10 protein-coding genes are annotated in these 11,848 nt (G+C 61.3%); 1 reads left to right on the forward strand and 9 read right to left on the reverse strand.

The window, feature by feature from the left end; translation table 11 throughout:
• Nucleotides 1-127: 127 nt before the first annotated feature.
• Both J1G35_RS29755 and J1G35_RS29760 read right to left on the reverse strand, forming a co-directional pair.
• Nucleotides 128-1,693 carry a PAS domain-containing methyl-accepting chemotaxis protein gene (locus J1G35_RS29755; protein WP_223016781.1) on the reverse strand — a complete coding sequence of 522 codons (1,566 nt, stop codon included), beginning with the start codon at nucleotides 1,691-1,693 and terminating at the stop codon, nucleotides 128-130.
• Between the two features lie 107 nt (nucleotides 1,694-1,800).
• Nucleotides 1,801-2,955 carry a GGDEF domain-containing protein gene (locus J1G35_RS29760; protein WP_223016782.1) on the reverse strand — a complete coding sequence of 385 codons (1,155 nt, stop codon included), beginning with the start codon at nucleotides 2,953-2,955 and terminating at the stop codon, nucleotides 1,801-1,803.
• A gap of 267 nt (nucleotides 2,956-3,222) precedes the next feature.
• On the opposite strand from J1G35_RS29760, the gene J1G35_RS29765 reads away from it, so the two are divergent.
• Nucleotides 3,223-5,421 carry an OsmC domain/YcaO domain-containing protein gene (locus J1G35_RS29765; RefSeq protein WP_223016783.1) on the forward strand — a complete coding sequence of 733 codons (2,199 nt, stop codon included), beginning with the start codon at nucleotides 3,223-3,225 and terminating at the stop codon, nucleotides 5,419-5,421.
• A gap of 124 nt (nucleotides 5,422-5,545) precedes the next feature.
• Here the strand turns inward: J1G35_RS29765 and J1G35_RS29770 are convergent, their stop codons facing one another.
• The 7 genes from J1G35_RS29770 to J1G35_RS29800 all read right to left on the reverse strand — a co-directional run.
• A complete protein-coding gene (locus J1G35_RS29770; RefSeq protein ID WP_223016784.1) occupies nucleotides 5,546-6,712 on the reverse strand; it encodes a cystathionine gamma-synthase in 1,167 nt (388 codons plus the stop codon).
• Complete coding sequence (locus J1G35_RS29775) at nucleotides 6,709-8,085, reverse strand: cystathionine beta-synthase (RefSeq protein ID WP_053139147.1); 1,377 nt, start codon at nucleotides 8,083-8,085, stop codon at nucleotides 6,709-6,711. The genes J1G35_RS29770 and J1G35_RS29775 overlap by 4 nt, the downstream gene beginning before the upstream one ends.
• Nucleotides 8,086-8,328: 243 nt before the next feature.
• The gene (gene dapA / locus J1G35_RS29780) at nucleotides 8,329-9,195 is read right to left on the reverse strand and encodes a 4-hydroxy-tetrahydrodipicolinate synthase (RefSeq protein WP_223016785.1); all 867 of its coding nucleotides are present in this window, start codon (nucleotides 9,193-9,195) and stop codon (nucleotides 8,329-8,331) included.
• A 281-nt stretch (nucleotides 9,196-9,476) separates the two neighbouring features.
• Nucleotides 9,477-10,454: an alpha/beta hydrolase gene (locus J1G35_RS29785; RefSeq protein WP_223016786.1), complete on the reverse strand. Its 978-nt coding sequence runs from the start codon at nucleotides 10,452-10,454 to the stop codon at nucleotides 9,477-9,479.
• 89 nt (nucleotides 10,455-10,543) lie between these two features.
• Nucleotides 10,544-11,023, reverse strand: coding sequence for a VOC family protein (locus tag J1G35_RS29790; protein ID WP_223016787.1), 480 nt, complete (start codon nucleotides 11,021-11,023; stop codon nucleotides 10,544-10,546).
• A gap of 34 nt (nucleotides 11,024-11,057) precedes the next feature.
• Nucleotides 11,058-11,450: an ester cyclase gene (locus J1G35_RS29795; RefSeq protein WP_223016788.1), complete on the reverse strand. Its 393-nt coding sequence runs from the start codon at nucleotides 11,448-11,450 to the stop codon at nucleotides 11,058-11,060.
• Nucleotides 11,451-11,459: 9 nt separating this feature from the next.
• A partial coding sequence (locus J1G35_RS29800; protein WP_223016789.1) for a LysE family translocator occupies nucleotides 11,460-11,848 on the reverse strand: 389 nt, incomplete at its 5' end.

Genomic DNA, 11,848 nt, shown 5'->3' on the forward strand with positions numbered 1-11,848 from the left:
AATCAAGATCACTGTGTTCCATCAGACAAACCGCAGTGCCTGGTTTTGGGGCCGCTTCGCGGCCCAACGCGGGGCAAGCCCGCTCGCCACAGTAAGCGGGCTCATTACACGAGAGACGTGTCAGCCTCTAGCGATTGAAGCGCTCAACCAACGCGTATTGGGTGGACGCGGTATTGGTCAATTCCTTGCTCAGGTCCGTGGATTGATGGGCTTGTATCGAGGTCTGGTCGGCCAGTTCGGCGATGGTGGTGATGTTGCGGCTGATCTCCTCGGCGACGGCGCTTTGTTCTTCGGTGGCGGCGGCGATCTGGGTGGTCATGTCGGTGATATGCGACACCGCTTCGCTGATCCCCACCAGGGCCTGGTCCGCTTCCAGCACCCAGGCCACGCCTTCCTGGGCCTGGCGTTGGCCGTTTTGCATGCTTTGCACGGCGTTGTTGGAGGACGCCTGGAGCTTGGTGATCAGCCCATGGATCTGGGTGGTCGATTGTGAAGTGCGCTGGGCCAGTTGGCGCACTTCGTCGGCTACCACGGCAAAACCCCGGCCTTGCTCGCCGGCCCGCGCCGCTTCAATCGCAGCGTTGAGGGCGAGCAGGTTGGTCTGGTCGGCGATGCCTTTGATCACATCCACCATACTGCCGATTTCGTCGCTGTCCCTGGCCAGTTGCGCCACGGTCACCCCGGTCTCGCCGACCACGGCGGACAACCGTTCGATGGCTTCACGGGTATCACGCGCCACTTCGCGGCCGCGCCCGGTCAGCACGTTGGCTTGTTGGGTGGCGTCGGCGGTGCGTTGCACGTGGCTGGCGACTTCCTGGGTGGTCGCGGCCATCTGGTTGACGGCTGCCGAGACCTGTTCGGTTTCCACACGCTGGCGGTCCAGGCCTTTGGCGCTGGCGGTGGCCAACTGGTCGGATTGCCCGGCCAGGGCACTGAGTTGTTCGGCGCTGTCCTGCAGGCGGGTGAGGCAGGTCTTGAGGCGCGCGGTCTGGCTGATGAACGCGGTTTGCAGGCGCGACTGCGGGCCGCGAGCATCACTGTACATCTGCGCGATCAGGGCATCGGACGTGGACGGGTCAACCCCTTCCAACAGACGCAAGGTGCTGCTCTGGCGCCAGTGTGAGCACAACAGGCCCACCGGCAGCGCGACTGCCACGGCGACTGCGATCGCCACCGGTGCGCTGAGGAACAGCCCGGCAACGCTGCCGGCCACACCGGTGGCCATGTACGGCACGCAACTCAATGCCGCCGGCAGCCAGGCATCCTGGCGCGGCACGCCCGGCTTGCCTTGGCTGATACGCAGGTAGAGAGCCTGGGCGCGGCGAATTTCATCGGCCGTGGGCTTGACCCGCACCGACTCAAAACCAACCACTCGGCTGCCGTCGAAGATGGGCGTGACGTAGGCGTTGACCCAATAGTGGTCGCCGTTTTTCGAGCGGTTCTTGACGATGCCCATCCACGGCAGGCCTTGCTTGAGCGCACTCCACATGTGCGCGAACACAGCGGGCGGCACGTCGGGGTGACGCACGATGTTTTGCGGGGCGCCGATCAGGTCGGCGCGGTCAAAGCCGCTGATATCGACAAAGGCATCGTTGCAGTAAGTGATCTCACCATGAACATCGGTGGCGGAGATGAGTTTTTGCGAAGGCGCGAGTGAAATCTCGCGCTGTGTTACGGGCTGGTTGTTGCGCATTCCGACTACTCCCTGAATTGCCATAAGTTCATCGGCATCACACGGAATAAGTTGATGGTTGATTGTTTGATATAAACCGGTGCGTGACGAATGGCGTTCAGGGATACCTAGGTGGCGAATTGTCTTTGTGCGATACGAAAACAGTTTTTGCCCGCGCGCTTGGCTTCGTATAACGCGCCATCCGCATGGGCAATCAATGTCTGCGCGCTGGTGTGTGAGGCACTGTCGGCGCCTTCAAAGAGGGCAATGCCGATGCTGGCTTGCAAGGCGTAGGGGAGCGCGCAGCGGTCAGAGGCCTGTCGTAATGTTTCTATAATCCGTTGCGCTGCCAGGGTGGCAGAGGTCAAGCCGGCATTATTCATCAGCAGGATAAACTCGTCTCCGCCCAATCGGCCGGCGGAATCCTGATTGAGCCTGACGATCGATTTAAGCGTTGCGCCAAACTCGGCTAAGGCCTTGTCACCTTCGGCATGGCCGTGGTTATCGTTGATGCTCTTGAAACCATCCAAATCTATATAGAGCACCGCAAAGTGTTTATCGGCATGCCGGCTGCGGGTCAGGGTGTTTTCAATCAGTTCGAGGATCCCTATACGGTTGTAAAGACCTGTGAGGGGGTCATGGGTCGCGCGGATTTCATTTTTGGCCTCTGCCAGTAAGGCGCGCACCACGTTATCGTTCAACTTGTTGAGCAGTAGCCACATGCCCGTTAAATACAGCGGCGCCTGGAGCAGGAATATCCTCAGCAGCGGTTCCGGCTGAAATAAGGTGGCGAGCTTCATGGGCACATCAGTCAGCAATATTTGAGTAAATGCGTAGCGCGGGACGCCTTGGTTGCGCATGGCGATCGCGGCATTCACGCTGACCATTGAGGTGCACCCGAGAATTTGAAGAATCGCATCACCGCTCATCAGGCAACCAGCGGTACCCAGGCCCAGCTCCGCCGCCCAGGCCAGGCCCAGTAATAGCGATAGATCAATGACATAGGGATATTTTTGGCTGCCGTATTTATTGATCCAATGCAGCAGTGCTAAACGTGAGACCCAGATCATTGAATCAATGATGAGCCAGGCAATGAAGAATCGGCTGGGCTGCAGCGTGACCGCGACCGTGCACATCACCAGGCTGTTAAACCAGCCAACCCACAGCACCTCCTTGGAAGAAAAAGGCCCGGATATAAGTTCGCTGCGTATGCGCGTGTCATACGGCGCGTCTGCGTTTGTCAGCCATCTCATCGTCTTCGTTACAGGGAGTTGGTATTCCATATTGGGCCTCACCTGAAGCGCTGAAATTGGTTAGTGGCACATAGCCATGCTGGCACCCTTTCAGTGGCTTATCAAATACTATTGAGATAACACTTGAGGGGCGTTGATTCATGAAATGTTCATTTGATATTCGGCGCATTACGTGGGGAATTACCCAGGTAAAACGGCCGCCCATCACCTGGCATGATTGAAAAGCCTGAAACTTCCCGATGAAAAACCTCATAATGGCGGCCATTTTTGTTTAGTCCGTTATTCTGGTGTGCCCCCATGGAAATCAAGGTCAACTTTCTCGACAACCTCCGGCTTGAAGCCAAGTTCGATGACTTCACGGTGATTGCCGACCAGCCTATTCGCTATAAAGGCGATGGCTCGGCACCGGGGCCGTTCGATTACTTCCTGGCTTCGTCGGCGTTGTGCGCGGCTTACTTCGTCAAGTTGTACTGCAGTACGCGCAACATCCCCACGGACAATATTCGCCTGTCGCAGAACAATATTGTCGATCCGGAAAACCGCTATAACCAGATCTTCAAGATCCAGGTGGAGTTGCCGGCGGATATTTCCGATAAAGACCGCCAGGGCATCCTGCGTTCCATCGACCGTTGCACCGTGAAGAAAGTGGTGCAGGCCGGGCCGGAGTTCGTGATCGAAGAAGTCGACAACCTCGACGCCGATGCCCAGGCCTTGTTGATGCCGAGCGCGGGCGCCGAAGCGGGCACGTATATCGCGGGCAAGGACCTGCCGCTGGAACAGACCATCGCCAACATGTCCGGGATCCTCGCCGGCCTTGGCATGAAGATCGAGATCGCCTCGTGGCGCAATATCGTGCCGAACGTGTGGTCGCTGCATATCCGCGACGCCCATTCACCGATGTGCTTTACCAATGGCAAGGGCGCGACCAAGGAGGGCGCCCTGGCGTCAGCGTTGGGCGAGTTCATCGAGCGGCTCAACTGCAACTTCTTCTACAACGACCAGTTCTGGGGTGAGGAACTGGCCAACGCGCCGTTCGTGCATTACCCCGACGAGCGCTGGTTCCAGCCGGGCCCGAATGACGAGCTGCCCGGCGAAATCCTCGACGCGTACTGCCTGAAAGTCTACAACCGCGACGGCGAGCTGCGCGGTTCGCACCTGTTTGACACCAACTCCGGCAACGAAGCGCGCGGCATCGTTTCGCTGCCGTTCGTGCGCCAGTCGGATGGCGAGGTGGTGTATTTCCCGTCCAACCTGATCGAGAACCTCTACCTCAGTAACGGTATGAGCGCGGGCAATACCTTGGCCGAGGCCCAGGTGCAGTGCCTGTCGGAGATTTTCGAGCGTGCGGTGAAGCGCGAAATCATCGAGGGCGAATTTGCCCTGCCGGACGTCCCGGCTGAAGTGTTGGCGAAGTACCCGAGTATCCTGGCGGGCATTGAAGGCCTGGAGGCCCAGGGCTTCCCGGTGCTGGTCAAGGACGCATCCCTGGGCGGCGAATTCCCGGTGATGTGCGTGACCTTGATGAACCCGCGCACCGGCGGTGTGTTCGCCTCGTTCGGTGCGCACCCGAGCCTGGAAGTGGCGCTGGAACGCAGCCTCACCGAACTGCTGCAAGGCCGCAGCTTCGAAGGCTTGAACGACTTACCGCAGCCGACCTTCGAAGCCCAAGCGGTGACCGAGCCGAACAACTTCGTCGAGCACTTTATCGACTCCAGCGGTGTGGTGTCGTGGCGCTTCTTCAGCGCCCAATCGGACTACGAATTTGTCGAGTGGGACTTCTCAGGCGAAGGTGAGGACTCCAATGTCCAGGAAGCCGCGACCCTGTTCGGCATCCTCGAAGGCATGGGCAAAGAGTCCTATATGGCAGTGTACGAACACCTCGGCGCAACCGCCTGCCGCATCCTGGTGCCGGACTACTCGGAAATCTACCCGGTGGACGACCTGATCTGGGACAACACCAACAAGGCGCTGTTTTTCCGCGAGGACATCCTCAACCTGCACCGCCTGGACGAAGCTGAATTGCAGGCATTGGTCGAGCGCCTGATCGAAAGCGAGCTGGACGACTACACCGACATCACCACCCTGATCGGCATCGAGTTCGACGACAACACCGCCTGGGGCCAACTGACCATCCTCGAATTGAAGCTGCTGATCTTCCTCGCCTTGCAGCAGTACGAGGAGGCCAAGGAGTGCGTGGAGATGTTCCTGCAATACAACGACAACACAGCCGAGCGAGGCCTGTTCTACCAGGCGATGAACGCGGTGCTGGAGATGGAATTGGACGACGATCTGGAACTGGCGGATTACGAAGCCAACTTCCGTCGGATGTTCGGCAATGAGCGGATGGATGCGGTGATCGGCTCGGTCGACGGCAGTGTGCGGTTCCATGGGTTGACGCCGACCAGCATGAAGCTGGAAGGGTTGGAGCGGCATCTGCGCTTGATCGAGAGCTACAAGAAGCTGCATTCGGCGCGTGCCAACGTAATCCAGGGGTAACGCGTACCCAATGTGGGAGGGGGCTTGCTCCCGATGGTGGTGGTTCAGACAAATATTCAGTGCCTGACACGCCGCTATCGGGAGCAAGCCCCCTCCCACATTTGCTCTTTGTTTTCTGGGGGATTTATATACGGGCCAAGGCTTGCGCCAGGTCCGCTCGTAGATCCTCTACATCCTCAACCCCCACCGACAACCGTACCAGCCCGTCGCCAATCCCCAACTGCGCGCGGGTCGCTGCCGGGATGCTGGCGTGGGTCATGATCGCCGGGTGTTCGATCAGGCTTTCCACGCCGCCCAGACTCTCGGCCAGGGCAAAGAGCTTGACGCTTTCCAGGAAGCGCCGGGCGCCGGCCAGGTCGCTGTTCAAGTCGATTGAAATCATCCCGCCAAAACCGTGCATCTGCCGGCGTGCCAGTTCGTGCTGCGGGTGGGACGCCAGGCCAGGGTAATAGACCCGTGATACTTGCGGTTGCTGTTCCAGCCAGGTGGCCAGGTCGAGGGCGTTGCTGCAATGGCGCTCCATGCGCAGCGCCAGGGTTTTCACACCGCGCAGGGTGAGGAAGGCATCGAACGGGCCGGCGATGGCGCCGACCGAGTTTTGCAAAAAGCCCACGCGCTCGGCCAGTTCGGGGTTGTCGCCGACGATGGCGATACCGCCGATCACATCGGAGTGGCCGTTGAGGTATTTGGTGGTGGAGTGCACCACGATGTCGAAGCCCAATTCCAGCGGGCGCTGGATCCACGGGCTGGCGAAGGTGTTGTCGGCCACGCAGAGAATGCCGCGGCTGCGGCAGATACGTGCGATGGCGCTGAGGTCGGTGAGGCTCAGCAGCGGGTTGCTCGGGGTTTCGACCCAGACCATGCGCGTGTCGTCCTGCAAGGACGCTTCGAACGCCGCCACATCACTCAGGTCGACAAAACTGAAACGATGCCCGGCGCTGCGCTGGCGCACCTTGTCGAACAGGCGGAAGGTGCCACCGTAGAGGTCGTTGCCAGAGACGATATGGGCACCGGCATCCAGCAATTCCAGGACCGTCGAGATCGCCGCCAGTCCGGAAGCAAACGCAAACGCCTGGCCGCCGCCTTCCAGGTCAGCCACGCAGCGCTCCAGGGCGAACCGCGTGGGGTTGTGGGAGCGGCCGTAGTCGAAGCCCTTGTGTACGCCGGGGCTGTCTTGCAGGTAGGTGGAGTTGGCGTAGATCGGTGGCATCAGCGCGCCCGTGGTCGGGTCGGGTGACTGCCCGGCGTGGATCACACGGGTGGCAAACGCGCTTTTGTCGGGCTGGCTCATGCTAGGGATCTCCGTAGGTGGTTGAGCAGGTCGACGCGGGTGATCAGGCCGTGAAAGCCCGTCGCGTCGGCAATGATGGCGACCAGGCCGCGGTCCAGTTCAGCCTGCAGTTCGGCCAGGCTGGCACTGGGGTCGAGGGTTTGGAGTTTGTCGCTCATGGCGCTGGCGACAATCATCGAAAAGTCTGCCGCGTCATGGTGCAGGCCCAGCAGGATGTCGGACTCATCGATCACTCCCACCAGGTCGCGGCCGTCCACCAGCACCGGCAGTTGCGAGACGTCCGCCAGGCGCATGCGCTGGAAGGCGGTGAGCAGGGTGTCGTCGGGGCTCACGCTGATCACGCGGCCGTCCTCGAAACGCCGCGCGATCAGGTCGCGCAGGTCGCCGTAGTGCTTGAATTGCAGCAGGCCCGCGTCGGTCATCCATTGGTCGTTGTAGACCTTCGACAGATAGCGGGTACCGGTGTCGCAGACAAAGGTGACCACGCGCTTGGGCACCGTTTGTTCGCGGCAATACCGCAGCGCGGCCGCGAGCAGGGTGCCGGTGGATGAGCCGCCCAGAATGCCTTCGGCCTTGAGCAGTTGGCGGGCATGATCGAAGCTTTCTTCATCGCTGATGGAGTAGGCGTGGCGCACGCTGGACAGGTCGGCAATCGACGGGATGAAGTCCTCGCCGATGCCTTCCACCGCCCACGACCCCGGGGTTTCCAGCCGGCCGCTGCGGCTGTATTCGGCCATCACCGAACCCACCGGGTCGGCGAGAACCATCTCCAGCGCCGGCTGCACCCGTTTGAAGAAGCGCGTCAGGCCGGTAAGGGTGCCGGCCGAGCCGACGCCCACCACGATCGCGTCCACATCATGCTGGGTTTGCGCCCAGATCTCCGGCGCGGTGCTGGTCTCGTGGGCCAAAGGGTTGGCGGGGTTATTGAACTGGTCGGCAAAAAACGCGCCCGGTATGTCCTTGGCCAGGCGCGCGGCCACGTCCTGGTAATACTCGGGATGGCCCTTGCCCACGTCGGAACGGGTGATATGCACTTCGGCGCCCATGGCCTTGAGGTGCAGTACCTTTTCCGTGGACATCTTGTCGGGCACCACCAGCACCACCCGATAACCTTTCGCCCGGCCCACCAGGGCCAGGCCGAGGCCGGTATTGCCGGCGGTGGCTTCAATGATGGTGCTGCCGGGGCGCAGGCGGCCGTCGCGTTCGGCGGCGTCGATCATGGCCAGGCCGATGCGGTCCTTGATGGAGCCGCCGGGGTTCTGTGATTCAAGCTTGAGGAACAGCGTGCAGGGGCCGGTATCGAAACGGCTGACCCGAACCAGCGGCGTGTTGCCGATCAGTTCGAGTACGGCAGGGCGGGGTAGCGTAGGCATGTCGTCACCTGGGGGCTTAGGGTGGGGGGACAGCAAATTGCGCAGCATGGTCTGGAACAGTAGGTTGGTATTGGGGCGGTCGCAACCGAGGGGTCCATTGAATGTCTTTTTTTGGCGCATGGGCGATGCCCGGGTGCGCCGTTTGTGCGCATATGGCCCGGCAGCCCGATTTCCCGAGCTGAGGTAGGTCTCTGTGGCAAGGGAGGCTCCGCTCGCCACAGGAATGCGGTCGCCTGAAATGGCTTATGCAAGGCTCAATAGGTTGACGGTGTTGAGCCGCGCCGTCACCGCCTCGGTTGCCCGCTGCATCGGCGCACGCAACTCACTGTCGATCAACCCCTCCAGCGCCAGCGCGGCTTTCACCGGTGCCGGGTTGGGCTCCATGAACAGCGTGTTGATCAACGGCACCAACCCAAGGAACGTCGCCCGCGCCTCAGCCAACTGGTTATCCCGTACCTGCTGCCACAGCGCCACAAACTGTTCAGTGCACACATGGGCCGACGCTGCAATCGCGCCGCTGGCGCCCAGGCACAGCGCATTGAAGATCTGCAGATCCTCGCCACACAACACATCCACCTCACCGCTGGCCAGCATCGCAAGGGTATTGCCCAGGTTGCCGCCGCAGTCCTTGATCGCCACGATCCGCGGGTGCGCGACGATGTTCAGCAAGGTGGCCTGCTCGAAGGTCACGCCAGTGCGGTAGGGAATGTCGTAGAGGATGATCGGCACGCTGGACGCATCGGCCACCGTGCGAAAGAACGCTTCTAGGCCGGCCTGGGAAGGGCGAATGTAACTCGGCGCCGGCACCAGCAAACCCGCCAGCGGGCGCTTGAGGATCTCGGCCTGGAATTGCAGCAGCTCAATCTGGTTGTTGCCCGCCAGGCCCATCACCACGCGATTGGCGGGCACCTGTTGCAATACCGCATCCAGCACCGCCAGTTGTTCCTGGCGGCTGAGCGATGCGGCTTCGCCCGTGGTGGTGCACACCATGATCCCGGCCACGTGCTTGTCCAGCAGGTGGCTGACCAGGCGGTGCAGGCCGACAAAGTCGATGGCGCCATCCTGGAACGGCGTGACCACGGGAACCCAGATACCTTGAAACGATGACATGCACTTTCTCCTGATGATTGACCGCTTGAGTCACCGTCAGAAGGGCATGGGGAATTGTGCAAAGGGGGAGGGAGTCCGCGCTCAATGTCCTGTCAGCTCATCTGACGGGACAGCGCGCCCCGGTCACATGAGCGACTGTTTCTTTGATTTGAGGGCGTGCGCAACGCAACCTTGCGCCTTGGCAATCAAGCCAATGACGGTACGGTTAACGAGTGAGGTTGCGGACATAACTGACACACCCTGAATGAGGCTTCCATCTTCAGGGGATGTCAGTAAATGTGTCAAGGGTGTTGCAGGTGTTCACGCACAAATGCGCGGATTTCCTGTGCAAGCTCTGCATCTTCCGGCGCGCCCATGAAACCGCCATGGGGCATCGCTTCGAACACGTGCAACTGCGCCGGCACCCGCGCCTGGCGCAAGGCCCGGTGCAGGCGCACGGTGTTGGACAGGAACAGATCCCGCGTGCCGCTTTGCAGGAAAGTGGGCGGGAAGCCCCGACTGAAATCGCCGAACAGCGGCGACAGGTACGGGTGGGCCAGGTCCGCGCCGGCGGCATACAGCAGGTTGGTGCCCATCAGCGGGTTGGGCAGCACCACGTCGACCGTGCGGTTGACATGAAAACTGTCGCCCGACTCGGTCAGGTCCACTTCCGGCGACAACAACACCAGCGCCGCCGGCAAGGGCAACCCTTCGTCGCGGGCACGCAATACCAGGGCCGCTGCGAGGTTTCCGCCCGCCGAGCGGCCACCGATCACGATACGGTCCGGGGCGTGATGCTTGAGCACATGGCGGTAGGTGGCCATGCAGTCATCCAGTGCCGCCGGGTAGGGATGATCGGGTGGCATGCGGTAGTCCACGCCGTAGCAGACCATGTTGTGCAGGTCGGCCTGCCTCCCGGCCGCGACGCGACAGTTTTCGCCACCGCCGAATACCAGGGCACCGCCGTGCAGGTCGATGTAGGCGTCGCCGGTGTGATCCGACGGCGTCGCCACATGCACGGTGGCGTTTTCTACACGCAGGGTATGCAGGCTCGCGCGCAGTGAGGCCGTCTGGCCGGCGGTGGCTACGGCGAAGTGCTCGGCAACGGTGGCCTGCATGCGGCGCCAGCCGTCGTGGTCGTCAGGCGCCGGCATGACGTGCAGAGCGTTCAACGGTACGCCATCTTCACCCCCCATGCGCTTGAGCATCGCCTGGGCTTCGGGGCTGATCGAAGAGGGCACGGGGATGGTCCGTGGGCTGATGCGCACGCCGTCGTTCATGGTTGGGTACTCTTGGGTGTCGCTGTGTGCATCGAAGTGGAAAACGTCATTCTTGTCTGTGCTCGCTTCGTAGACGTAGGCGTAGTCGGTCAGCCCTTTATCGCGGCTTCTATCGCCGCAATGTCGATCTTGGTCATGGTCATCATCGCGTCAAATGCACGCTTGGCAATGGCCGGATCAGCGTGTGCCACCGCGTCCGTCAACACCCGAGGCGTGATCTGCCACGACAACCCCCACTTGTCCTTGCACCAACCGCAGGCGCTGGCCTGGCCACCGTTGTCGATAATGGCGTTCCAGTAGCGATCGGTTTCAGCCTGGTCATCGGTGGCGACCTGGAAGGAAAACGCTTCGCTGTGGGGGAATATCGGGCCGCCATTGAGGCCGATGCACGGGATGCCCATCAGGGTGAATTCCACCGTGAGCACATCGCCCTGTTTGCCGGACGGGTAGTCGCCGGGCGCCAGGTGCACGGCGTCGACCGTGCTGTCGGGGAAGGTCCTGGCGTAAAAGGCGGCAGCCTCCTCGGCGGTGCCGTTGTACCAGAGGCAGAGGGTGGTTTTGCTCTTCATGATGGGACTCCACGTGAGAATGGGTGCGTGGAGTCTAGACGGCCAACTGCTGTTCGATCGCCGCTTTGTCGATGACCGACCAGACCTGCGCGATTTTCCCGTCGACGAACGTGTAGAAAACGTTTTCCGAGAACGCCACCTGGCGACCATTGATCGCCAGCCCGAAAAACTCACCCTTGGGCGTGACACTGAAGTTCAGCCGGCTGGCGACGGTGGGCGGGTCGGCGATCAGCAACTGGATGTGGAACAGCAGGTCTGGAATCTCGCGGAAGTCGCGTTCCAGCATGGCGCGGTAGCCCTCCAGGCCGACCACCTTGGCGTTGTAGCTCACGTCCGGGTGGACGAAGTCGCCCAATCGGTTCCAAGCCTGTTGGTTGAGGCAGTCGATGTAGCCGAGATACAGGTCGGAGAGTTCGTTGCGAGTCATGTTTTTTCCTCAAGCCCTGCGCGCGGTCAACAACACCGCCGCCGCCGCCGACAACAATCCCGCGCAGCAGCGATTGAATAGACGTTTGCCACGCGGTTCGGCAAACCAGCGACGCATGTGCAGGCCCATATAGGCATAGGCGCTGATGGCGATCCACTCCAACACCAGGAACATCGCGCCCAGCAGGGCGAATTGCGGGGTGATGGGTTGGCCGGGGACCACGAATTGCGGGAGGAACGCGGTGAAGATCAGGATGGCCTTGGGGTTGCCCGCCGCCACCAGAAACTCCTGCCGCGCCAGTGCCCACAAACTCACCTTGGCGGTTACCGATTTCATCTCCGCCTGCGGATTCGCGCGCCACAGTTGAACCGCCAGATAAAACAGATACGCCGCGCCCA

This window comes from Pseudomonas sp. SH10-3B (assembly GCF_019891415.1).
Classification (GTDB): Bacteria; Pseudomonadota; Gammaproteobacteria; order Pseudomonadales; family Pseudomonadaceae; genus Aquipseudomonas.

Excerpts from the sequence above, each read along its gene's own strand:
- J1G35_RS29795 (WP_223016788.1), bottom strand. The coding sequence starts at position 11,450 with ATGACTCGCAACGAACTCTCCGACCTGTATCTCGGCTACATCGACTGC.
- dapA (WP_223016785.1), bottom strand. The coding sequence starts at position 9,195 with ATGTCATCGTTTCAAGGTATCTGGGTTCCCGTGGTCACGCCGTTCCAG.
- J1G35_RS29790 (WP_223016787.1), bottom strand. The coding sequence starts at position 11,023 with ATGAAGAGCAAAACCACCCTCTGCCTCTGGTACAACGGCACCGCCGAG.
- J1G35_RS29775 (WP_053139147.1), bottom strand. The coding sequence starts at position 8,085 with ATGCCTACGCTACCCCGCCCTGCCGTACTCGAACTGATCGGCAACACG.
- J1G35_RS29765 (WP_223016783.1), top strand. The coding sequence starts at position 3,223 with ATGGAAATCAAGGTCAACTTTCTCGACAACCTCCGGCTTGAAGCCAAG.
- J1G35_RS29755 (WP_223016781.1), bottom strand. The coding sequence starts at position 1,693 with ATGCGCAACAACCAGCCCGTAACACAGCGCGAGATTTCACTCGCGCCT.
- J1G35_RS29785 (WP_223016786.1), bottom strand. The coding sequence starts at position 10,454 with ATGAACGACGGCGTGCGCATCAGCCCACGGACCATCCCCGTGCCCTCT.
- J1G35_RS29760 (WP_223016782.1), bottom strand. The coding sequence starts at position 2,955 with ATGGAATACCAACTCCCTGTAACGAAGACGATGAGATGGCTGACAAAC.
- J1G35_RS29770 (WP_223016784.1), bottom strand. The coding sequence starts at position 6,712 with ATGAGCCAGCCCGACAAAAGCGCGTTTGCCACCCGTGTGATCCACGCC.